General features: G+C 42.7%; 16 protein-coding genes. 6 read left to right on the forward strand and 10 right to left on the reverse strand.

Translation table 11 applies throughout. The features are described 5' to 3' along the window. Positions 1-3: 3 nt before the first annotated feature. The 3 genes from D0S24_RS02580 to D0S24_RS02590 all read left to right on the forward strand — a co-directional run bounded on the left by D0S24_RS02580 (position 4) and on the right by D0S24_RS02590 (position 4152). The gene (locus D0S24_RS02580) at positions 4-1566 is read left to right on the forward strand and encodes an arylsulfatase (RefSeq protein ID WP_220377718.1); all 1563 of its coding nucleotides are present in this window, start codon (positions 4-6) and stop codon (positions 1564-1566) included. A 105-nt stretch (positions 1567-1671) separates the two neighbouring features. Further along, positions 1672-3138, forward strand: a complete 1467-nt coding sequence (locus D0S24_RS02585) for a sulfatase (protein WP_117018284.1) — start codon at positions 1672-1674, stop codon at positions 3136-3138. A 177-nt stretch (positions 3139-3315) separates the two neighbouring features. Next, positions 3316-4152 (forward strand): phosphatase PAP2 family protein, encoded by an 837-nt coding sequence (locus D0S24_RS02590; protein ID WP_181938011.1) that lies wholly within the window; start codon positions 3316-3318, stop codon positions 4150-4152. A gap of 156 nt (positions 4153-4308) precedes the next feature. On the opposite strand, the gene D0S24_RS21290 is transcribed toward D0S24_RS02590, so the two are convergent. Beyond that, entirely contained in the window at positions 4309-4431 is a 123-nt protein-coding gene (locus D0S24_RS21290) for a hypothetical protein (protein WP_258922813.1), read from the reverse strand. Positions 4432-4945: 514 nt separating this feature from the next. Here D0S24_RS21290 and D0S24_RS02600 point away from each other — a divergent pair. Continuing rightward, positions 4946-5830 carry a lysophospholipid acyltransferase family protein gene (locus D0S24_RS02600; protein ID WP_117018286.1) on the forward strand — a complete coding sequence of 295 codons (885 nt, stop codon included), beginning with the start codon at positions 4946-4948 and terminating at the stop codon, positions 5828-5830. Positions 5831-5846: 16 nt separating this feature from the next. On the opposite strand, the gene D0S24_RS02605 is transcribed toward D0S24_RS02600, so the two are convergent. Both D0S24_RS02605 and D0S24_RS02610 read right to left on the reverse strand, forming a co-directional pair. Then, positions 5847-8468: a sodium:solute symporter family transporter gene (locus D0S24_RS02605; RefSeq protein WP_251795690.1), complete on the reverse strand. Its 2622-nt coding sequence runs from the start codon at positions 8466-8468 to the stop codon at positions 5847-5849. A 119-nt stretch (positions 8469-8587) separates the two neighbouring features. Then, complete coding sequence (locus D0S24_RS02610) at positions 8588-9361, reverse strand: creatininase family protein (protein ID WP_117018287.1); 774 nt, start codon at positions 9359-9361, stop codon at positions 8588-8590. A 236-nt stretch (positions 9362-9597) separates the two neighbouring features. On the opposite strand from D0S24_RS02610, the gene D0S24_RS02615 reads away from it, so the two are divergent. After that, positions 9598-10323 (forward strand): FadR/GntR family transcriptional regulator, encoded by a 726-nt coding sequence (locus D0S24_RS02615; RefSeq protein ID WP_117018288.1) that lies wholly within the window; start codon positions 9598-9600, stop codon positions 10321-10323. Positions 10324-10352: 29 nt separating this feature from the next. On the opposite strand, the gene D0S24_RS02620 is transcribed toward D0S24_RS02615, so the two are convergent. The 7 genes from D0S24_RS02620 to D0S24_RS02650 form a co-directional block, all read right to left on the reverse strand. After that, a complete protein-coding gene (locus D0S24_RS02620) occupies positions 10353-11228 on the reverse strand; it encodes a phytanoyl-CoA dioxygenase family protein (RefSeq protein ID WP_117018289.1) in 876 nt (291 codons plus the stop codon). A 107-nt stretch (positions 11229-11335) separates the two neighbouring features. Further along, the gene (locus D0S24_RS02625) at positions 11336-12466 is read right to left on the reverse strand and encodes an exo-alpha-sialidase (protein ID WP_117018290.1); all 1131 of its coding nucleotides are present in this window, start codon (positions 12464-12466) and stop codon (positions 11336-11338) included. Between the two features lie 162 nt (positions 12467-12628). Beyond that, positions 12629-13801, reverse strand: coding sequence for an AGE family epimerase/isomerase (locus D0S24_RS02630; protein ID WP_117018291.1), 1173 nt, complete (start codon positions 13799-13801; stop codon positions 12629-12631). Between the two features lie 40 nt (positions 13802-13841). Further along, on the reverse strand, positions 13842-15896 hold the full coding sequence (locus tag D0S24_RS02635) for a family 20 glycosylhydrolase (protein WP_181938012.1): 2055 nt from the start codon (positions 15894-15896) through the stop codon (positions 13842-13844). Between the two features lie 5 nt (positions 15897-15901). After that, positions 15902-16801, reverse strand: a complete 900-nt coding sequence (locus D0S24_RS02640) for a dihydrodipicolinate synthase family protein (protein ID WP_117018293.1) — start codon at positions 16799-16801, stop codon at positions 15902-15904. Between the two features lie 367 nt (positions 16802-17168). Then, entirely contained in the window at positions 17169-18674 is a 1506-nt protein-coding gene (locus D0S24_RS02645; RefSeq protein ID WP_117018294.1) for a RagB/SusD family nutrient uptake outer membrane protein, read from the reverse strand. Between the two features lie 11 nt (positions 18675-18685). Beyond that, entirely contained in the window at positions 18686-22006 is a 3321-nt protein-coding gene (locus tag D0S24_RS02650; RefSeq protein ID WP_117018295.1) for a SusC/RagA family TonB-linked outer membrane protein, read from the reverse strand. Between the two features lie 418 nt (positions 22007-22424). Here D0S24_RS02650 and D0S24_RS02655 point away from each other — a divergent pair, with 418 nt between their 5' ends. Further along, complete coding sequence (locus D0S24_RS02655; RefSeq protein WP_117018296.1) at positions 22425-22925, forward strand: hypothetical protein; 501 nt, start codon at positions 22425-22427, stop codon at positions 22923-22925. Positions 22926-23459: the final 534 nt, after the last annotated feature.

Here is a 23459-nt window from a genome sequence, read left to right on the forward strand (position 1 = left end):
AATATGAAAATAAGTAAAATGAATTGGTACCAAGCCTTAATGGTGATCTTACTATTAACAGGATGCAAATCCAAGGTAGAAAGAGAGGTCGCTCCTGTAGAAAATTCCCAAAAGCCCAATATTGTATTTATTTATATGGACGACCTGGGCTATGGGGATATGAGCGCTTATGGTGCCACGGAGATCAGCACGCCCAATATGGATGCCCTGGCCAATGGCGGCGTGCGGTTTACCAACGGTTATGCCACTTCTGCTACCTGTACCCCTAGTAGGTATGCCATACTTACGGGGCGGTATCCATGGCGCAATAAGGACGCCAAAATATTGCCGGGAACGGCTCCATTGATTATAGATACTACCCTAATGACAGTTCCTAGGATGTTACAAGGGGAAGGATATGCCACCGGCATTGTGGGCAAATGGCATTTGGGACTTGGAAGTGGCATGGTCAATTGGAACGAACGGATATCCCCTGGTCCCAATGAGGTTGGTTTTGATTATTCCTATATCCTTGCCGCAACCCAGGATAGGGTGCCAACGGTCTATATTGCCGATGGCCATGTGGACGGATTGGATCCCAATGACCCAATAGAGGTAAGTTACGACACAAATTTTGAAGGGGAACCAACAGGTTTGGACAATCCGGAACTTACCACTATGAAATGGCACCACGGACACAATAACAGTATTGTGAACGGAGTGCCCAGAATAGGATTTATGAAGGGTGGGGACGCAGCCAAATGGAGCGATGTGGATATGGCAGATCATTTTTTGGCCAAGGCCCAACAGTATATAAAAGAACATAAGAGTGGACCTTTCTTTCTTTATTATGCCCTACAGCAGCCCCATGTGCCCCGTACCCCGCATCCCCGTTTCGCAGGAAAATCCGGTATGGGTCCAAGGGGCGATGTAATTTTGGAGGCCGATTGGATGATAGGCGAGTTTATGAAAACCTTGGAGAACGAAGGAATACTTGAAAATACACTTATAGTCTTTTCCAGTGATAACGGACCTGTGGTCAATGATGGCTATTATGATGATGCCGTTGAAAAATTGGGCAACCATACCCCTTCCGGTCCCTTGCGTGGAGGGAAATATAGCCTGTTCGAAGCAGGGACAAAAGTTCCCTTTATCGCTTATTGGAAAGGAACCATTGCCCCCGGTATATCCAATGCCCTGGTGTGTCAGGTAGACCTGCTCACTTCAATGGCCACTTTGGTGGGGAGTGATGCAACAGGCGAGGATAGCCAGGACCTATTGGAGGTATTTTTGGGCAGATCCAATAAAGGTAGGGAAGAATTGGTATTGGAAGCTACCTCAAGAACAGCATTTAGAAAGGGAAATTGGGCCATGATACCACCTTATAAGGGACCTGCACTTATTAAGTCGGTCAATATAGAAATTGGAAATTCGGAAGAGTTTCAGCTCTATGATTTGGAGCAGGACCCCGGTCAAAGGGAGAATTTGGCCCAATCCAATCCGGAAAAACTTCAGGAATTGGTTGCCGATTTTGAAAGGATTCGTGGCATAGGCACAGGAAAAATTGAAGATTTGGAGCTGAAGTAACCTTTTATCTGCTCCCTTTTGTTGATCGGTGCCCTTTTCTTTTGCTCTTGGTAAAGGGTTAGAAGGGCATGGAATAATAGAATGAATTTTTAACAATTATATCCAATGAATGCAAAGTTATTAGCCTTGGGCATCATCATTATGGGGTTGTTGCTCCAGGGGTGTGCCGATAAGAAAGTGGAGGACACAAAACCAACATCTGTCTCCAGACCCAACATTATTCTTTTTGTTGCCGATGACCACGGAACGGATGCTTTGGGCTCCTATGGAAATAATGTAATTAAAACCCCTCATCTGGATCAATTGGCTACGGATGGCGTACGTTTCAACAATGCCTATTGTACCACTGCCAGTTGTTCCGCCAGTAGGTCCGTAATTCTTACCGGGCTATACGGCCATGCTATCGGAGCTTATGGGCATGTGCATGATTACCATCATTTTAGCACCTATGATAAGGTGAAATCCTTACCCGTATTATTGGAGAAGGAAGGGTATGCCACGGCAAGAATAGGTAAGTACCATGTGGCCCCCGAAACGGTGTACCATTTTCAGGAGGAGTTAAAGTCCGATCCCAGAAACACGGTGGAAATGGCCGAACAGTGTAAGGATATATTGGCTTCGGAAAAACCATTTTTTCTTTATTTCTGTACGGATGACCCGCATCGGGCGGCCTCTACCGATCCTGGAAGGTGGGATGCCCCCAACAGTTTTGGAAATAAGGTGGAAGGTTATGCCGGTGTAACGACCATAATGTACGATCCAGAAGAGGTTATTGTGCCGGATTTTTTACCGGATACCAAGGAAAGCAGGGAGGAAATTACGCAATACTATCAAAGTGTTTCCAGAATAGATCAGGGTTTTGGTAGGCTGATGCAGATGCTCAAGGAGTCGGGCAAGGCGGACAATACTATCGTAATTTATATTTCGGATAACGGAATGGCTTTTCCGGGCGCAAAGACCACGCTGTACGAACCGGGGATGAAATTGCCCTGTATTATTAGGGATCCCCTCTCAAAGTTGAAGAACACTACCTCCAACGCCATGATTTCATGGGTAGACCTAACACCAACCATCTTGGATATGGCGAAGGTGGAAATAAAGGAAGATTCGTTTCACGGACGTTCTTTTAAGGAGGTATTGAATGAAACGGAGGCGGAAGGTTGGGACCAAGTATATGCCTCCCATACCTTTCACGAGATCACTATGTATTACCCTATGCGCGTGGTCCGCGAAAAGAATTACAAGCTTATTAGAAATATAGCATGGCGTATGGAATATCCCTTCGCCTCAGACTTGTGGGCGGCTTCCACCTGGCAGGAAGTTCATAGAAACCACAAGGAATTTTACGGAAAAAGAAGGGTACAGGATTACCTTTTTCGCCCCGAATTTGAATTATTTGATTTGGAAAAAGACCCGGATGAAATTTTCAATCTGGCAAACGACCCGGAATATAAAGAGGTCATGGATGAAATGATCAAAAAAATGAAGGACTTTCAAATCCGGACCAAGGACCCGTGGCTTATTACATGGGATCATGACGATTCTTTGCAAGGAAGAGGGGTCAATTTATAGTGTAATACAACTACAAGCGGTCAATATACATCAATTTCTTATTCCTTTTCTTGGGGCAGGCAGTTATGGCTTCTGTTCAAGGGCAAACAACTATGGATATTTTAAATTTCAGAACTTAGACAGTCTCTAAATCTATAATTGGTTAATTTTGCCCCTCATTTAGATGCAGTTTTGAAAATGAAAATAAAAGTAATTGTATTGGGTCTTGGCCTCTTTTTAGGTATTGCCAAATTGGAGGGCCAGTCCCAATTGAAAGATACCCTCTCTACTTGGAAAACCTTGGGCTATGATGGGGCAAGTGCCTTTGGCGGATTAAAATATGCCTACTCGCAGCCGTTTCATTGGGGAAAAGAGGATTTTCTAAGGGCGGGGGCCATTGTTTTGGGAACTGCTGGGCTATTTACTTTTGATGGGGATAGTTCCCAATGGTTTCAGGGACAGGAAAATGACATACCAGGGTTTCTTAAGGAAACGGGCTACTATCTTGGAAAACCACTGTACAACTACTCCATTAATGGCGGGGTATATTTAATAGGGCTTTTTACGAAGAATGAAAAATGGAGAAAAACAGGGGTGCTCTTAATCTCATCGGCCACTGCGGTCGGATTGCTCCAAACGGTTAGCAAAACCTTGGTAGGTAGGGCCAGACCCATTGCCAATGTAGGAAAGGCAAGCTTTAAACCTTTTAGTAAGGATGCCGCCTATCATAGTTTTCCCTCAGGACACACTATATTGGCATTTACCACTTTCTATGCCATAGGCAAGCAGTTCAAAAACCCATGGGCCAAAGGCGGATTCTATACTATGGGCCTACTTTCCCCGGTTAGTAGACTTTGGAGCGGAGCACATTGGTTGACGGATGTGGCACTGAGTGTAGCGCTGAGTGTTGTTGTGGTGGATTCCATTGATAAATACCTGGATAAGCAAAGATACCCCAATGAAATTTCTAGGGACAGGATTAGTTGGAGCCTTCAAATAGGTCCGGGCAGTATTGGTTTGAGGGGCACCTTTTAAGGACGGCTATGTCAAGCTGGTTGTGCAAACTTCCTATTGTTCATATGGCCGTATGTCATTTTAAGTATGGAACAATACCATTTCGGTAGTGCGGCTTGGAAATCGGAAATAATAAGGGATGGGATACAGGGTCACCATCCCATTTATTATTGGATTTTAATAGCTTCTTTTCTTTACAATTTTGTAGGTGATAAGTGCCAAGGCTATAAGCAGGCAAAACACTATAGAGATAAATGGATAGCTATCTATAAGCTTTACTATTGCGTTCACTATTTCCATATCATTAATTTATTTCAGGGTATCTAAAAAATAGACCAAGGTTAAACGATTTTTTTCTTTAGATATTTTATTTGTACAAAGGTTGCTCTGAAACTTCTTAAATAAATTACAAAACAATGCCAAACATTGTTAAACTTACCTTTAAACGTTGACCCAAGCGGGAACTATTCCGCTTTAGCCTCTAAAAATATTTTTGTCATAGGTAATAGGTCATAGGTCATAGGCCATAGGCAATGGGAGTCTACTGTTTAAAGACCCCCTGCTTACAGCAGCCTTGCCTTTGCCGACCTTGGGATATGGCTAATTGTATTAAAATCAATGAATTGGATATAATGGGATCAGTATTAACAAATTCTTACCGTTTTAGATATTATGGTAATGGGTAAGGATTTTTAATTTTGACGTACTAATGATTATAGCGGGAGGACAACAATTTAGTTTTAGTCCGTTTGGGGCATTAAAATAAAGTGTTTTGTAACAGGGGTTTTATTTGGAGAACTAAAGGCACAACAGGATGAAATACCTTTCAAGAATTAAATTTCTACCTTTTTATATGGTATCCGTACTACCCATGGGGGTACTATATGTAGTCTCGGATGTAATGTATTTTTTTGTATACAGGATAGTGGGATATCGGAAAAAGGTAGTGTTCGTTAACCTTAGAAACTCATTCCCTTCCAAAAGCGAGAAGGAAATTGGGCAGATTGCCAAGGATTTTTATAGGCACTTCTGTGATGTGGTGTTGGAGTCTTTTAAAAGGTTGACAATAGGGGAGAAGGAAATAAAAAAGCGTTTGCTCATTAAGAATCCGGAGTTGATCCAGGAATATGTGAATAGCAAGCGAAGTATTCTTATGTATACCGGGCATCAGGGCAATTGGGAATGGATGGTTTTTTTGCCTTTAATGTTCCCATATAGTTCCAATACATTTTACAAACCTATCAAAAACAAGTATTTTGATGAGCTGTTCAAAAATATGCGGCAGCGATTCGGCGTCAATTGTGTGGAATCGGATAAAGGGTTTAGGACCATTTTGGACAATCATCAGAAGAAGGTACTTACTTTGAACTGTATGATCGGTGATCAAAGTCCGACTAAAAAGAGCTCCAAATACTGGTATAATTTTCTGAATCAAGAAACCGCTTTTTTTATAGGTGCCGATAAGATAGCCAAGAAAACCGATCAGGTAGTCCTATTTCCATATTTCAAAAAATTGAGGAGGGGATATTACGAATTGGAGTTTCGGATCATTGAAGATCACCCACGCATAAGGAACAATTTTGAGATTTTGGAAAAATATGCCCAACAATTGGAACAGGCTATTACCAGCGCACCGGAATTGTGGCTGTGGAGCCATAGACGCTGGAAATTGAAAAGGGAAAATGATCCCTCCTTATAGGAATTGGTGTGCGATATTAGTTTTGTATGCCCTTAGGTGTCTTATCCTTAAACAACAAGCTAAAAATATATCCGAAAACAAAACAGGAAACCAAGCCAAAAAAGGCATACATTAAAAAGTTTATGGAGGTTTGGTTGCTTATGTAGTAGATTAAAAATCCACTTATTACAAATCCGATCAGGGTACCTTTGGCATTGGCTTTTTTTGTCAGCATGCCCAGCAGGAACATTCCTCCCAGGCCACCCGTAAAGAGGCCAAGGTATCTGTAAAATTCATCCCACAGGGATTTTATGTTGGAACTCGCCATCCATAGTGCGAACATTACCCCCAACAAACCAGTGATAACAGTGGTTGCCCTGGCAATCCTCAGAAGACGCAGATCGGCTACCCTGGGATTGAAATGTTTGTAGAAGTCGCTACAGAAGGCAGTGGAAACGGAGTTTAGGCTACTACTGATGCTGGACATGGCCGCTGAAAAAATACCTGCCACGAGAAGTCCGGATATGCCCAAGGGAAGCTCTTTAACAATATACCATGGGAAAATGGAATCGTTATTGCTTATGGAAGGGGATAACCGATCTGGCATTTCCGAGTAAAATATAAATAACAAGGTGCCAATACCAAAGAATATAATGGTGGCCGGGAGGGTCATAATGGCGTTGGTGTAGACTGTTTTCTGTGAATCCTTTACATTGCTGCTGGTTAAATAACGCTGAACAATGGTTTGGTCCGTGCCTTGGGTTACCAAGGCCGAAGCCAATCCACCAATAAATACCACCCAGAAAGTGGAGTCCGTAAAATTGAATTCCATGTTCATAAGGTTGAACTTATTTCTGTCCGAGGCATAATCTATCATTTCACCAAAGTTGGCCTCTGTATGCATCATAATCCAGATAACCGCTAGGATACTTCCGCCCATTAAAACTATTACCTGCATTACATCTGTCCATACAACGGCCTCTATTCCACCAAAAGCGGTATATATGATACATAGTATTCCCATTATTAATATACAGGCCTCAACGGGTATGCCCGTAACTATGGATACGGCCAATGACGGTAGTAAAAGCACTATTCCTATTCTCCCCAATTGAAACAAAATAAAGGACAGACTGCCCAATGCCCTGGCGGTGTAATTGAACCTATTTTCCAGAAACTCGTAGGCGGTGGAAATTCGGAGTTTGGCAAAATAAGGTATAAATATATAGGCTATGACAGGGGTGATCAGAATAGCGGTCATGTTGAGCATAAAATAGGACCAATCCGTAATAAAGGCTTTGGCAGGAATGGCCATAAAGGTTATGGCGCTCAACAAAGTACCAAAAACACTGAGTCCCGAAGCCCACCAGGGGATACGTCCACCGCCGGTAAAGTAGTCTTCAGTGGAACGTTGTTTTCTTGAAAAATAGAGGCCTATAAGTACGGAAATACACAAATATGCTACTAATATCCCATAGTTTAACAGCCCAAAAGGATGTGCAGCTTCCGCAATTTGAAAGGCTTGGACCTTTGGGGTACGTATTCCCGGGGATATTTCTCCGGAAACGATTACAAAATCGTCCTTATCATGGAATGACAATGCCGTAACCGGGATTTTAACGTCCAGACTGGCATATTTGAACCACTTTTTGGTAATGGTATTGTAGGTCAAAATCTCCCTACTAAAGCCGGGATGTGTATTTAATATATTATTTCTTGATCGTATTAAATTTTGCCTTATGGAATCATTCTTCTCTTCGGAAATTTGAACCCCATATTTCTCTAATTGATGGAAGAGGGTTTCGTCCGAACCCCCGTATATCATTATGTGCATAGATCCGATTGCTTCGGCCGAAGCGCCCATCAATACCGTTGGCTTTTCATTTAAAAGAACTTCACCTTCCTCTTCCCAACTCTGGGTTTTTAGATTATAGGACAAATAGTTACTGCTTACTTCCGAAAGTTTACCTTTCACTTCATTCCTTCCACCAATTACAAATATCTTTTTGGCTTCGGACGCCTCCTGAACTACCGCTGTGTGCAAGCCTCTGGGCGCTCCTGGAAAATCGGGTAGTCGTTCCCAGGAAGTTTTGGTCTTTGTGTTAAGGCGGTAGAAGGCATTGGTACTTTTGCCATTATTTATACCACCAATAACATAAATATAATCCCCATTGGTTACGGCTGCGGTATAGGACAAAGGTTCTGGGAGGGATGGGTAGTCCACTATGCTAATGTCCGAGGTATTTTTGTCGTAACCTAAAAGAAGAACGGCATCACTGCTCTTCTCCCTATTGTTGCCGCCAATACAGAGAATTCCGTCGGGGAGGCTCAGGGAGGCGCCGTAGGCCAAAGGAAAAGGTAGGGTAGTTTTGGATAATTGCCATATACCGTCTTTGAGGATATATATGGAACTGCTCCATTTTTTTTCCCCTCCTTCCCAGGGAAGTGCATCCGGAAAGTTGGCTCCTCCCGCGGCCATGATTACACCCTGGTGCGTTCCCCCCATCATGCCCGCATAGCCCAACGCCTGTTCTTGGCCTGGTTCGGCAGGAAGATTTGCTATATTACGAATTGAGAGTTTTGGGCCATCCTGACCAAAGATCGATAACGTGCCAAAAAGCGCTATTGCTATAGTAAAAATCTTGCGAAACATCCCCATATTAGGTAAAATTAACTTTTTCGGCAATATAATTAAAAATAATGTATTATGTATAACATAAATAAATATTATACAAATTATTACCTTTAATAACCTGAAAAGGAAATTATCGAATATTGCTATTCATACATATCGTCAATACCAACTTCATGGAGTTCCTGTAAAAATCCTGAGATACCCTCGGTCACGGCCATAAAGAACTTGGCTCCATTTTCCGTTTTGGCCATCTTCGGATTTCCTACTCCCGTATCTTCGGTTACGGCAGTCCATTTGCGTTGCGCGGTTACCCATCCTTCTTTCAAGCCTTTTATTTTAAATGTTTTGGCGTTTCCATCTCCTGCTTCTTCCAAGGGCAGTACCAAATTTGGGGTTAGATGCATTACAACGGCGGTTTCCAATTCCCCGGCATGGTCGCCCGGTTCATGAAAATAGTTGGATGCCTTGGCAGCTTCCCACCAATTTAGGGAGCAAACAAAGACCGAAGGGTATAGTATGCTCAGTTCCCTAATAATCTGTTTAAAATTATTGCCCCCATGTCCGTTTACGATGACCAGTTTGTGTATATTATTGGCTTCCAAAACCTGTACCAAATCTTTTAGTACTGCCATTTGTGTGCTTGGATTCATATTTATACATAGGTCAACATCCATTTGTCCGGTATTGACCCCAAAAGGGATATTGGGCAGGACAATTACCTTTGCCTTTTTGTCCCAAGCCAGTTTGGCGGCTTGGATGGCCGCATTTTCGGCCAGGATATTATCGGTTCCGTAGGGCAAATGGTAATTGTGTGCCTCCGTGGCGCCCCAAGGCAATATCGCAACGGTGTAATTTTGCTCCCGCACGGTTTTCCAATTGGTTTCTGCCAGCACATAGGGTCTTGGACTATTCTTCATCGCTATATTTTTTGTTTTTATTGCTGTTTCTTATTTTGAGGATTGATAGAAAGCATTTAAATATGTAATACATAAAACAATTTATCAAAATTAAGGTGATATAATTGTAATTTTGTTATAAATTACGCAAAATTTAATCTTAAGCTTCTCCGACCCTTGTGTTGGCCCCGCCTTTTGGGCAATTACGGGTGAGGCAAAATTACAAGGTTTATCTCAAAACACTAAAGTTCGTTAAAATGAGTAAATTAAACAAAATTGAACCCTTGGATAACCTGTCTTTGGTAGATAAGGCAGAAATTAGGATTTTAAAATTTTTCAAGGAAAACAAATTGAAGCCTGGGGATGCCATTCCCAAGGAACTGGAATTTTCCGAAGCTTTTGGGGTTAGTAGAACGGTAGTTCGGGAAGCATTGTTGCGTTTAAGGACGCTAGGGATTATAGATTCCAAAAAGCATAGGGGCATGGTTTTGACCCGGCCCGATATCATTAATAATTTTGAACGTATTCTTGATCCCACTTTACTGGGAGATGATACCTTAAGGAATTTATTCGAGCTCCGACTTATTATGGAAATGGGAATTGCGGATTTTCTCTTTGAGCACAAAACTCAAAAGGACATGGACGAATTGGAGCGAATCGTGACCTTGGAAGAGGAAACAAGTTATGAAAAGGATCGCTTTTCATTGGACCGGGAAATCGCATTTCATGGAAAACTATATCAAATGTCCAACAATGCCACGGTACAGAGGTTTCAAAGTCTTTTATTGCCCGTTTTTGAGTACGTGTATTTGGAAGAAGCCAAGAAAAACAAAACGGATTATCAATATTCTTCCGGACAATTTGTAACACATAGAATGTTGATGGATAATTTGAGGGTAGGTACCCCCGAGACCTATAGAAGTGCCATGCGCCGACATTTGGAACCCCATTTTGATCATGCACTAAGGAACGGGAGGAAATAGTACAATTCCTGTTTTGGGGATATCAGGAATTAGGAATAAAGTAAAGGGAAAAATTTCCCCTCCATCTTATTGCCCTTGGCCACCTTGGGAACCCCGGACAAAAGTTCCTCGTCCGTATTGCTTATGGTGCCATCTGCAAATACATTAAGGACAAATGCCCTCCTGCTTTTTTCCGACTTATTTTCGTAAGAACCGTGCACCATTAATGGATGGTGAAAGGTGGCGAAACCTTTTTTTAATTCAATGGGAGTTGGCTTAAACTCTTTTTTTTGATCCTCGTTAAGATATTTCATAAGTCCGTCCATATCGCCAGCAAGTGACGGGGCATCCAAAAGGCCCCATTTGTGGCTTTTGGGGATATAATGAAGACAGCCATTTTCAGTATTGGCATCATCCAATCCCGTCCAGCAGGTGAGGTGTTGCATGGCTATAGTCCTTGTCCAATAGGAGTAATCCTGGTGCCAGGCTACTACACCACCATGAAGTGCCGGTTTACAGAATAATTGGTCGTGCCAAAACCTAACGGGCTTCATGTCCAACAACTGATGGGCAGCCATAACAAAGGCGGGGTTCCACAATACATCATGAAAGCCAGGGGCAATGCGCCAATGACCTAGGGAATGGAACAAAACCGAATTGGGATCTTGGGATTCGTTGCTGTGAAATTCATAGAACAAATGATTGGCAGGATGTTCAGGGACTATTATTTCCGCCAATTCTTGGTTTAATTTATCTACCTGCCATTCCTCCAACAATTTTATTCCCGATACATAGCCAAATTCATGGAAGTGAGCAACCTGCTCATTGGATAATTTGTACTGTTCCCATTCCGCCGCTGATTTTGGCAGTTGGAACATATCGGAAATGGGATGGTCAAAATCGGCTAGATCCTTTACAATGGCCATAGGTGGGCTTGTTAAATTAATCGATATACCTAAACTACCATGTAGTTCATCATAAATATATCCATTATTTTCCAAAGGGGCAACTTATCTATTTATGGCATAATAGTTTAGTCTTTCTTTGGCCTTGGCTTTCTGTACTTGTCCTTTCCATCTGTCAACCATTTTAAGGAGAAGCTTACAAAAGGATTTTTCTGATAATCATCCTGTTCAAAAAACAAGCCTACATCCCCGTTTTCCAAAATGGTCATTGACGAGTAGGCAGATTCCCCTTCATAGATCGTTTTGCCCTCGGACCAGGTTTCGCCTTCGTCATAACTTATTCTGACCGTCATGTTAACACGTCCCTTTTCACTTTTGGCATTGGAGAACAACAACCTATTTTTCTTATAACCATCCTCAATGGAAGTATAACGCACAATACTGGCATTACAACCCGGATCTATCAAATTGGGTTCGGGTCGGGTTTTCCAACTTTTTCCTTCGTCCTTGGAAATATGTACGTACCGCTTTCCTTCTTTATTGGCCCTGGCATTGATCATCCAATCCCCATTGGCCAACTCCATTATTTTGGATTCGTCCGCCGGACTCACGGGAGTATCTATAAAGAACCAGGATTTTCCGTGGTCCTTGCTACCAAAAACATGAAGCCCGCTATTTAGGTTCACCATGCAGTGGAGCAATGTGCCGGATCGGGTCTGTATGCCCCGGCCGGAGGTGATAAATTTAAAGTCGTTGTGCCATTCCCGCTTTGCAATTTGAGGGGTAATATCTTCCGGCTTGCTCCACGTCTTTCCATTATCCGCACTTTTTACAACATGTAAATAGTAAACGTCCTTTTCCTTATCCAGATCCATATAATTGTAAAAAAGAAAAATTTCGTTGGTTACGGCATCTACTATCATAGAGGGATCGGAAGCCGATTTGCCCAAGGGGAAATCCACAATTTTTTCTATGGCCGACCAAGTTTTGCCATTGTCGCTACTTCGCCTTATCACAATATTTATATCCTTGCTCCACTTAAGGTCGCCACAGGAAGGTACCCGTTCGTCTATGGCCGCTATGAGGTCGCCATTAGGAGCGGTGGTCAGGGCAGGGATACGATAGCAGGAAACATCCTGGTTCATGGTAGTGTTAAACAGATCCTGATGCTGTTTTACCCCATCGGCAATCTTGAAATTTTCCTGTTGGGCCTTACATCCGAAGGCGACGAACAATAGTAGTATCAATGAATTTTTCATACGTTTAAATTTTTGTAATTATTTGGAAATAAATTAATTAAAAAATTGAGAACGTATGTAACCGCTACGCTCTCACATTAAAAATTTTAAACATTGCCTTTTGTGAAGTAATTTTTAAAATTTATTAATGTTCGTTTCATGTGTTATTAATTTAGGTTAATTTTAATTTACCATTCCATTATTCTCCATTTTCTCAAAGGTTTTCCAACATTGGAGCATAGCTCTAGGCACGTGGAAACATCCCTTCCATTTGCCGCCTTTAAGGTGCAACAATACTTTGCCTTCCCTATTTAAATATCCAAACCACTCCCCATGTTCCGTGTCCGAAAAATGCTGCCAACTAAAGTCGTGCACTTTGGCGTACCATTTGGAAATTTCAGGCTCATGTGTCTGTTCATAGGCCTTGGCAAGGGCAACCAAAGTCTCCAAATGTACCCACCATAATTTTTGGTCCCATTCCAACTGTTGTGGTGGATGCCCCTTGGCATCCATAAAATAGAGTATTCCGCCATATTCTTTGTCCCAACTGTATTCCAAAATTTTAATAATGGTCTCCGTAGCTTTTTTTATAAGGCCTTGGTCATTTCTTCTGACGGCAATATCTATCATAAACCACATGGCCTCTATGCCATGGCCCGGATTTAATAAACGTCCGTTAAAACTGTCTTCAAGGCTGCCGTTGGGCTTTACGAATTCATAGATCAAGCCCGATTTTTTATCCAAAAAGACTTCCATAACCTCATGGATCGAAAAATCTATGGTTCGCTCCACTTCGGAGGGTTCCAATATGTCTTCCAGCTCCAAAACCAGGTTGGACAGAATCATGGGTAGGGCAAAACTTTTAAGCGGTCGGGCGGAGGTTCCTTTTTCGTATGGGCCCTTTGGATTATCTTTCCTCTTGAGAATATTTAGATATGTTTTTTTTGCCAGTTCCTTATAATCCGGGTCTTGTGCCGCTTTACCATATTGGGCAAAGGCCATGGCCGCAAAGCAATCCGAAAAAATATTATAGGGTTGTACCAAAGCTTGTCCGTTGGCAGTTAGGGAAAAATAGACATTGCCTTCGGCATCCATTCCCTTATCCCTTATAAAATCGACCCCACTTTTGGCAATTTCCAGCCATTTTTTCCTTGGTTCCACCTGGTTGTACAAGGTAGCGAACATCCAGGCCTGTCTTCCTTGCAGCCATATAAACTTATCGGTGTCGTACACCCTGCCTTCCCTATCCAAACAGGTAAAATAGCCTCCATTTTTAAGATCCAGGGAATGTTTCTCCCAAAAGGGGATCACATTATTCAATAAGGTGTCTTTGTACAGTCTACTTTGTGGTTTCATTAATTCCTGTTATTAACAATTATGAATATACTTATTGGGTTCATTTTAAAGCGGTATCCAAGGAAGCGTTAAACCTTAAATCCTCGGCCTCCCTAACGTTTCCGTGTATTGTGTTAAGGGGGGTACAGCTGAACATCCATTTCCAAGAGCTATTTCCATGCGGAATTTTTAGAAGTACTTTGTTCCATCCTTTTTTTAATCGGATAGGAGTGGGTGCCCTATAAAAATAATCCTCGTCCACGAATGCTATTTCCTGAGTATCCACATCCAAATTTGGTTGTTTCCAAACCGGTGGGTCAATAAGCCTATCATTGACCCATATCTGGGGATTGGTATGATGCCATTCCCCTAATTTGGGCGTAGGCCCGCCCCTTCTGCCTCCGGCCCTGGACCATCCGTGGAATCCGACCCAAAAATCCTGTATCCTGTCCTCTGGGGAATAGATTTGGGTATACGCATAAAAGGTGCCATTTTCCTCTTCCGTAATGGATGGGAAGCCAAAGAAGTGCTTTAGATGGATGGTGGCTCCCATATAGGGGCCTTCCCATTTATAGGTTTTGTCTTCTACCGTATAACTTTCCTTTACATTATTTTCTACCTCAAAAGTGGTCTTTACATCCCCTTGATGGTCAAAAGGCCCAAGTAGGCTCCATTCAATATGGGTTTGTTTTATATAGGGAAATTCCTTTCCCTCAAAAAATAAATCCCGGTGGACCAGTACTTTATTTTCAAAGGCCTCAAAGCGCTTGAATTCCGGGCTGTCTTTTTTGGGCAAATTGGCCCAATATTCCGGATAGTTCCTATCCTTGCCCTTCCAAATGGCATCTGAATAGAACAGGATGGAAGGGTATATGGGGTTCTGTCTTAGAATGTCCCTTTCTTCGTTAACGTTGTTGTCCGGCCAGGCACAGAGAATTCCTCCCAATGCCAGTTCATCCCCTTGAGGTTGCCTACAGGGTTGTTGGAAAAATAATCTTGCCATACCTGCAAAGGGATCCAAGTGATTAATATAGTTGGCACGGGAATCTATAAACGGATGTCCTTGCCTAGGGTTAAATTGGGCCCATAACTGGTTGATGGAAGTTGAATCTTCGTCAATTTGGATACCATCTTTCCATACAATTACCTCTCGGTCCTTTTCTTTAATATGGGCCATAATGGTCAGGATCATTTGGTTGTCAACATATTCTTCCTTATTCTGTACTTCGTCCGTACCGATATGGATATAGGGCATGGCTTCCTTATTGCCTAAGGACATGAGCTCGTCAAAAAGATCCAAAAGAATGGGCAAAATCTTTGGGTCTGCCATAGATTCCAGACTGAACGCCCTTCTAAAGGCGGTGGTATGACCTGGGATGTCGAACTCGGGAATAAGGGTAATTTGCCTATCCGCACAGTATTCCAAAATCTCTTTGAACTCCTCCTGGGTATAGAATTTTCCTTTCCCCCGTGCCGTGGCCTTATCCGATTGTAATTCCGGATACTTTTTACTTTCCAAGCGCCATCCCGGATCATCGGTCAAATGCCAGTGAAAAACGTTCATTTTGTATTGGGCCAATACATCGATCTGTTCCTTGAGCTGATCGATGGATTGAAAATTTCTTCCCGTATCGTGCATAAAACCACGGATTTTAAAAGCAGGCCAATCCACTATTTTGATTTCTGGAAATGTACCAAGTCGGTTTTGTTTTCGGAACAATTGCTTTAAGGTCTGAATTCCGTAAAAAATACCCTTGTTTGTAGGGGCTGTTAGGGTTATGGTATCGCCAATGAACAGGGAATAGGCTTCTTCATTGTCCATATGGGGCAATTCCTTTTTTAAAAGGTGAATTTTTAATCCATTCTTGGAAGTTGCTATACCGTTGTCATTAAAAAAACCGACTAAAAGATCGCCTTCCTTTTTGAATTCATTGGCCGAAACAGCGGCAAATTCAAAAGAGAGCTGTTTGTTCCCATAAGTAATTTCCTGGGGAGTGGGTATTACCGGAAAACTATCTTCGAGGGAAATTAATGTTTTTTCAGTATGGCAACCCATACATAGCCAAAGAAGCCAGATGGTGAAAGCGGTGGATAGGGGTGTTGTTTTATAGATCATAGTGTTCATCGGCTGGTATGGTCCATAATTCCCAGGGCATTCAAGGCCGACTTGGCTTCTTCCAATTCTTTTGGTGAAAGGGTTGTATGTGGAAACCTACTAGGGCCACAATCTACCCCCAATACCTGCATGAAGGATTTGGCCGTCCCGTTAAATCCGCCTTTTGCATTTAGAATATCCACGAACTTCATGGATTTTTCCTGAAGGGCCGCTGCCAATTTATGATCGTTGTTGTGGAATGCCTCTATGATGGATAAATACAAGGGCGCCAAATGGTTATAGGTACTGCCTACCCAGCCTTCTGCTCCCATGGGAAGGCTCGCCAATAAGATTTCATCAAAACCGAACAATATGTTGTAGGCGCCATTATTAAAATCCTTACAATATTTATAATCTATTAAATTATTGTTGGTAAACTTTATCCCTGCAAAGTTGGGTATTTCCCGGGAGGCCATTTCCAAAAATTCGTGCATTAGGAAATTGGCACCTGTCAATACCGGAATGTGGTAATAATAAAAAGGGGTGTTTGGAGCGCAGGCTGCAATCCCCTTGCAGTACTCCAACAAACTTTTCAGGGAGCTTAGCCTAAAGTAATAAGGGGCCAAGGCGGCAATGGCATCCACCTTATCGGCAGAATGGGTCGCCAAGTCCTTGGCTTCCATCAGGCTGTTATGTCCAACGTGGTTTACCAGGAAAAAGTCGTTCGGTTTGGTTTTGGACCATTCAGTGATAATCTCCTTCCTTTCTTTTGTGCTCAAGGAAACAAAATCTCCTGTAGATCCGTTTACAAAGGCGCCTCTGACCTTATTGTTTTTTAAAAATTGGCCGTATTCGGAGATTACTCCCAGGTTTATGGAGGAATCGGTATGCATTGGCGCATAGGTGGCGGCTATTAGTCCGTTCATTTTTTTTTATTATGTATTACAAAGCTTAATTAGGTGTAAATATTTCAATTTAAAAATTTTTCCGATACTTGTTCCGGGTTTGTCTGTTCGGTTGCTTTGGTTCTGATAGCCCCGATTTTGTTTCGGGAACTTAAAAAAGGGTTCCAAAAAAAATGGAACCCTTTTTTCTGCAAACAACTCAATTTAAACTAACTCAACATTTTTAGAGCATGACAAAAATTGTTTTAACAAGGTTTCTCGGAAAATCCGTTTTACCCCAAGCCCTAAAGGGAGCCTGATTTTCCTCGATTTCTCCCTTTAGGGCTGGGGTCAAAAATCGGGGAAAATCTTATAGAATTGAATTTTCTCATGTACTAAGCTCAACATTTCAATTATAACCGTCCGTCTGTTCCAATAATGGGTTTCTACCAATCATATCCGTTGTAATGGGCAATACCAATTTAAACTCGTCGCCAGGGTTTAAGAAACTTATATTGTCTATAACAAAGCTGTCCCCGGCCCTTCTTAGGTCCCACCATCTTTTGCCTTCACCTATAAATTCCTTATAGCGCTCCTCTAAGATGGCATTGGCGTTTTCTGTTGGGGAACCATTGGTGTAGGCATGGATGAGCGGAACATAATTCTCGCCATATGCCCTTTGCCGTATTTGGTTTATTTCGGTGGAGGGATCCTCGCCCAAAAGGTTTTTGGCTTCTGCCAGTAATAGGACTACATCGGCATATCTGTATAGCGGGACGTCGTTTTCAAAAATTCTTTCGGACCCGATAACCTGTCCCAAAAATTTATTGAATACGGAACCAAAGTAAGGCGTTTCATTATAGGTAGGATATCCAAGTCCATTATTGTCGTCCACATACAATCTAATAAAAGTGGCATCCTTTCTACTATCGTCATTGTCGTCCAATAACAATAGGGTTTTATCTGACTGGCCATATCTATTGGCCCCGGCGATGACAAAATCGCCCATGGAGTTGCCCTTGTCGTTAAAAGTTGGGTTAATTTCCGTGCTTCTTCCGGTAAGACTATTGTAAAAGTTGGAAGCCTCGTCCTGTTTGTACTGTACTGCAAAAATAAACTCGCTATTACCCTCATTGTCCACGCCCCAGAGATTGGAAATATTAGGCTCAAGTGCTACCCCGAATGATGCTATTTGTTGCAAGGCGGTTTTGGCGGTTTCAAAATGGGCACTGCCTCCTCCCATTATATTTCCGGACCATATGTAAACATCGCCCTTAAGTGCTAATGTGGCAGCTTTGGACCAAAAGTTTCTATTGCCCTCCCAGAAACTATTGTCCGATCCAAAGGTGCTCAGGGAAGCTTCGATATCGGCTTTAATCTGTGCCATAACCTCGGCTTCGGTAGACCTGGCTTTGCTCAGACCATTGGGGTCTACTTCGGCAATGGGTTCCAAAATAATAGGTACCCCGCCCCAGGTCTTTAAAAGGGTGTAGTAATAAAAAGCCCTTAAGCCATAGGCCTGTGCCAGAATATGGCTTTTGTCCACCTCATTTACAAAACTTACATTGGGTACGTTCACCAAAAAGTCGTTTATTCTGTGAATTCTGGTATAAAGTCCGGCCCAGCCTCCGAAAGGTGCTGTGGCAATGGTTATATCGGAACGAATAAGCGCCTCGTTGTTTGGGGATTCAAAGGTTCTGCCGCCCCAAATGTCGCTTCGTATTTCTCCCAACAACCATAGATTTTCCATGGAAGATCTAAAATTGGCGTATAATCCCGTATGGGCCGTTCTTGCCCCTTCCTCCGTATCCCAAAAACCTGCAGTGGTCAATTCACTTGGGCTGGTGAGTTCCAACTCGTTTTCACAGGCACCCAAGGTACATGCTATTAATAGTAGATAGATATATTTCTTCATTTTTAAGTGGTTTAAAAAGTTAGGTTCATTCCTATGGTAACTGTCTTTGGAACGGGGAACGCCCCGTACTGCACCCCGCCAATCTCAGGTGTTTCCCCGGTATAGCTCTTGAAATAATGCAGGTTGCTGCCCGTTACAAAAATGTTCAATCTTTTGATTACGTCATTGAAATATTCGGAGGGAACGTCATAACTAAAGGTCACTTCCCTTAGGGCCAAATAGTCCCCCTTCTCCCAGAACCGACTATTACCGGCATTTAAAAGGCTGGCACTGTCCCCATAGCCGGCTCCTTCATTCCCCCTCCATACATTCTTGGTTCCGTTTACGAAAACAAAACGTGGCCAGTCGGTATCCGTATTGGTCGATGTCCATGAATCCAAGACTTCCGAGGGCTGATTTAAATTTCCCTGTGTTTGCCCATAACCTTTATTTCTAATATGGTTCCAAACCAAATGGCCTGTGGCAAAATCGGTCTTCACGAACAAATTAAAGTTTTTGTACCTAAGACTGGTAGTTACACCTCCCAGGAAATCCGGGGTAGTGCGGCCAATAACTTTTCTGTCCAAGCTGTTGATAATTCCGTCGTTGTTTTGGTCCTTCCATTTTACATCTCCCGCGAAATGTGTGTTTTTGTCCCCGGGCAGGAAATCGTCCTGAATATTACTGTCGGCATCTGCTTCTGCCTGACTCGCATAGATGCGCTCCTGTTCATAGGCAATCACCAGGTCGTTGCCAACCCGTTGGCCTTCCTGTAGGCCACCTACCCATTCTTCTTCCCCTGTCCTGGCATTCCAGATCAACTGTCCGTCCTGTCTGTTAAGATCGTTGGCATTTTCCGGAAGTTTCTCTACGTAATTTCTGTTGGAAGTAATAGTGGCGCCAACATTCCAACTGAGGTTTTCGTTCTGAATAATATCTCCATTTAGCTGTAGTTCAAATCCTTTGTTCCTTATGGTTCCGTTATTTGTCAGTATACTGCTAAAACCGGTGTAAAAGGGAAGGGTAAGATTTGCGAGTTTGTCCTTAATATCCCTGGAGTAGACATCTGTGATAAAGGTTAGTCTATCGTTAAAAAATGAAATGTCCAAACCGGCATTAAAGGTGGTCGACTTTTCCCATAGCAGACCTAAGGTAGGCAGGCCGGAATTGGCGTAACCCGTTTGCCCGTTGTAGACCCCTTGGCTACCGTAGGCTCCAAAAACGCCATAATTGCTTAATACGTCCTGATTGCCGTTGACACCATAGCTCAATCTCGGTTTTACCCTGGAAATGGTATTGGCTATATTGGAATTGGCAAAGAAATTCTCATTGTGTAGGTTCCATCCAAAGGATACCCCTGGGAAAAAGTCGCTTTTGTTGTTTCCCAACCTTGAGGAACCGTCATTTCTAAAGGTAAATCCCAATAGATATTTGTTGTCATAATCATACAATAACCTTCCAAAGGCAGAGGCAATGACATATTCCGTTTCAAAGCTGGAAGGTATTCCATTGGCTTCTGCTCCTGCATTCAAAGTCTCTATTAGGTCCGTAGGGGAATTTCTGGTCCCTGCGGATGTTGTAAAGAAGTTGTCCTTGAAATACTCTGCTCCTATCAGGGCATTGAAATTATGGTTGCCCAGGTTTTTGGTGTAGTTTAAGGTGCCCGTTAACTGGTTCCTAAGGGTTCTTTCCAAGCCTACCGAGGCTTCACGAGCTATTCGTAAGGGACCTGTTGTACTCCCTACCCTAAAGGCTTTGTTGAAATTTTCGTTGTGGTTGTTGATGGTAAAATGGCTCCCGTCTATAGAGAGGATCAGGTTGTCCAAAATACTCCAATCCATGCCAACGGAGGCCGACAACCGCTGTTCCAGGTTTTTTCTCACAAATTTATCCTGATAGTACAGGGGGTTTCCAAAACCTTGGTTTTGTCCCACGGCATAGATATCGGACCATGTACCATCAGGGTTGTTGTCATAGGTCCTCGACGTTGGTGCCTGACTTTGAAATCTTCTAAATACGGTATCATCGCTTCCTAAGGGACTTAAGCTAAGGTTGGAATGGGAATACAATACATTGGAGTTCACCTTTAGGTTGTCCGTAATTCGGTAGGTGCCCGTAAATTTCCCTGAGTACCTTTTAAAGCCCGATCCAAGAATTAAACCATCGTTGTCCAATAGTCCCAAACCTAAATAGTAGGAGCCTTTTTCGTTTCCACCGTCAAAGGAAAGATAGTGGTCCTTGGTTGCGCTATTTTGGTAGATGCGATCGCCAACGGTCTTATTGTCATAGAATAAAATATTCTGACTTGGGTTCAGGACATCCGGGATACTGTTCCAACCGGGTTGGGCCAATAGGTATTCATTGTCGGCATTTAGGAGTTGGGTGGTAAAAGGGGAATTGATGGTATTGCCGCCTGTACCCATACCGTTCTCGCCGTCCAAAAAGGCGACAAAGGATCCAGGGTTGTTTATGGCTTCCCGATACCAGGCAATGGATTGTCTGTTGTAATTTATGAAATCGGCCGCACCAATATATTTTTGGTCATTTCTTTCCTCGTTCATACTATATTTATATTTATAGTTGATAGAGGATTTGCCGGGTTTGCCGGATTTGGTCGTTACCAGAATTACCCCGTTGGCAGACCTGGCACCATAAATAGCGGTGGCCGCCGCATCTTTTAGTACTTCAATAGACTCGATATCGTCCGAATTTAGGGCATAAAATGAACCGGGGATCCCGTCGATCAAAATCAAGGGAGATCCCGTTCCGTCAAAATTGGTACCACCGCGCAGCACGATCTGTGGGGTCGCACCCGGTTGTCCGGTGGTATTGGTTACCCTAAGACCGGCAATGGTACCTTGAAGGGCCGTTGCGGCATTGGATCTTGTGGAACTTTCGAGGATCTTGGTATCCAATTTGGATACCGAGGTCGTAAGGGTGGCCCTGGTTTGGGATCCATAGCCCGTAACCACCACCTCGTCCAGAAGGGCGGCGTCTTCCTCTAAGATTGCCGCTATGGTGGACTGGGTTCCTACGGTAATGGATTGTGTAGTAAAGCCCAAGAAGCTGAATATTAAAACATCGCCAGTAGTTGCCTCTATGGTGTAGTTTCCGTCAAAATCGCTCTGGGCCCCTGTTGTGGTTCCCTTTACCAAGACGTTGGCCCCGGGCAAGGGTTGTCCTGAACTATCCGTTATGGTTCCGCTTATATTCCTTTGTTGCGCCAAGACCGGGGAGCTGGCCAAAATAAGTAAAAGACCAATGACCCATGTGATTCCTAGGTTCGGGGTTTTTGTTTGAATTGAACTGGGTGATGGTTCATTTCCCCTACATCGCTTAAAAAACTGTTTCATAAATTAATTGTGTTTGAGTTAACATGATCGGTTAGATTTTTGGGCAAGGTAAAAATTTATATTATTATGTTATACATAATGCTTAATTATTTTTCAATATTTAACATATTATTGTTTTTATTTTGCTGTTATTTTATTTTTTTAATTTAAATAGGTATAATTAATATTTAGTATGGTTTATATATTAACCGTACTTCCTGAGTTTTGTGTTCTTTAGAAGGCCATCATGAGTTTTTGAAGTACCAATAAAATGATTCTCCATGGCCTTTGGGGTAAGGTATATCTACCATGATAGATTACTTTTTAGTCGGGATTCCCATTCCCCACAACCTATTTCGGTGGTTTTACAACATAAATTCGCATGGGTTCCAACTAGATTCTAGATTTATATCGACCAATAGCAACCAATATTTTATTTATGAAAAAAGTGTTTATAACTTTTATGGGTATCCTTCTAGGAATGGGCCTATATGCCCAAGAGGGATTGAAACTGGGAATTCACGGGGGGCTGCCCTTGGATGAATTTCAGGATGAGCTCAGCCTTGTTGCCGGGGTGGATCTTGGATACCGATGGGGTTTAAGTGAATTTGTAGACCTTGGAGTAATGCTAGGCTTTGTAAATGGATTTCCAGAAAAGTATGATAGGGAACTCTTTGCAGAGGACTTGCCCCACATTCAATTTATGCCCTTGGCCGCGTCCGTCAGGTTCTGGCCTTCCAATTCGTTCTCCATTGGGGGCGATGTTGGTCAGGCCATCGGAATAAATAGCGGCAATGATGGCGGATTGTACTACAGGCCAACCATAGCCTATTTAATGGGGGCACAAACGGAAGTGAATTTTTCGTATACCGGGATAGCCTTGGACGGTGCCACATGGGCTACCCTTACCCTTGGGGTGCTTTATACCTTCGATTTTTAAAGGTGGACAGTTAAATCCGTGCCAACTGTAAACTGCTACTGCCCAATTATAATCCGTTCCCTTCCAAAACCAATATAATTTCATTGCTCCAGATGGCCATCGGAATCAGTTTCTATACACTTTGGTAGTCCACAGTCGGCAACAGTGGACAGTGAAATCCGCTTTTTCTTGCCAACTGTAGACTGCTACTGCCCACTTATAACTCGTTCCCTTGTCCCTCATAGTGGCCTGACCAAGGCACCACAATGTTAAATTATGGTTACCGCCTTATAATATTGGGTACTTGGTATCTGAACACCATATGCCATTACCTTGCAGCTTTGGGAAACATGGCCGTAATTACTTTGTAATAAGTTAAATAGTGTTGAGATCCATAGCTTTTGGAAGCAACTATTGCTTACGCGCTTACTATTTAGTTCCATTAAAAATGGTTGTAAGGCAAAACAGGACCGCTGTTATTAAAACGTAAACTCATGGTAAAATCATAAAACAGCTTCATTTTCATACTTGCAATTATATAGTTTTGCCGAGAAT

This window comes from Arenibacter sp. P308M17 (genome assembly GCF_003426735.1).
In the GTDB taxonomy this organism is placed as follows: domain Bacteria; phylum Bacteroidota; class Bacteroidia; order Flavobacteriales; family Flavobacteriaceae; genus Arenibacter.

What these genes read in the sequence shown, in the direction of transcription:
- D0S24_RS02580 (WP_220377718.1), top strand. Translation starts at nt 4, where the DNA reads ATGAAAATAAGTAAAATGAATTGGTACCAAGCCTTAATGGTGATCTTA.
- D0S24_RS02585 (WP_117018284.1), top strand. Translation starts at nt 1,672, where the DNA reads ATGAATGCAAAGTTATTAGCCTTGGGCATCATCATTATGGGGTTGTTG.
- D0S24_RS02590 (WP_181938011.1), top strand. Translation starts at nt 3,316, where the DNA reads ATGAAAATAAAAGTAATTGTATTGGGTCTTGGCCTCTTTTTAGGTATT.
- D0S24_RS21290 (WP_258922813.1), bottom strand. Translation starts at nt 4,431, where the DNA reads ATGGAAATAGTGAACGCAATAGTAAAGCTTATAGATAGCTATCCATTT.
- D0S24_RS02600 (WP_117018286.1), top strand. Translation starts at nt 4,946, where the DNA reads ATGAAATACCTTTCAAGAATTAAATTTCTACCTTTTTATATGGTATCC.
- D0S24_RS02605 (WP_251795690.1), bottom strand. Translation starts at nt 8,468, where the DNA reads ATGGGGATGTTTCGCAAGATTTTTACTATAGCAATAGCGCTTTTTGGC.
- D0S24_RS02610 (WP_117018287.1), bottom strand. Translation starts at nt 9,361, where the DNA reads ATGAAGAATAGTCCAAGACCCTATGTGCTGGCAGAAACCAATTGGAAA.
- D0S24_RS02615 (WP_117018288.1), top strand. Translation starts at nt 9,598, where the DNA reads ATGAGTAAATTAAACAAAATTGAACCCTTGGATAACCTGTCTTTGGTA.
- D0S24_RS02620 (WP_117018289.1), bottom strand. Translation starts at nt 11,228, where the DNA reads ATGGCCATTGTAAAGGATCTAGCCGATTTTGACCATCCCATTTCCGAT.
- D0S24_RS02625 (WP_117018290.1), bottom strand. Translation starts at nt 12,466, where the DNA reads ATGAAAAATTCATTGATACTACTATTGTTCGTCGCCTTCGGATGTAAG.
- D0S24_RS02630 (WP_117018291.1), bottom strand. Translation starts at nt 13,801, where the DNA reads ATGAAACCACAAAGTAGACTGTACAAAGACACCTTATTGAATAATGTG.
- D0S24_RS02635 (WP_181938012.1), bottom strand. Translation starts at nt 15,896, where the DNA reads ATGATCTATAAAACAACACCCCTATCCACCGCTTTCACCATCTGGCTT.
- D0S24_RS02640 (WP_117018293.1), bottom strand. Translation starts at nt 16,801, where the DNA reads ATGAACGGACTAATAGCCGCCACCTATGCGCCAATGCATACCGATTCC.
- D0S24_RS02645 (WP_117018294.1), bottom strand. Translation starts at nt 18,674, where the DNA reads ATGAAGAAATATATCTATCTACTATTAATAGCATGTACCTTGGGTGCC.
- D0S24_RS02650 (WP_117018295.1), bottom strand. Translation starts at nt 22,006, where the DNA reads ATGAAACAGTTTTTTAAGCGATGTAGGGGAAATGAACCATCACCCAGT.
- D0S24_RS02655 (WP_117018296.1), top strand. Translation starts at nt 22,425, where the DNA reads ATGAAAAAAGTGTTTATAACTTTTATGGGTATCCTTCTAGGAATGGGC.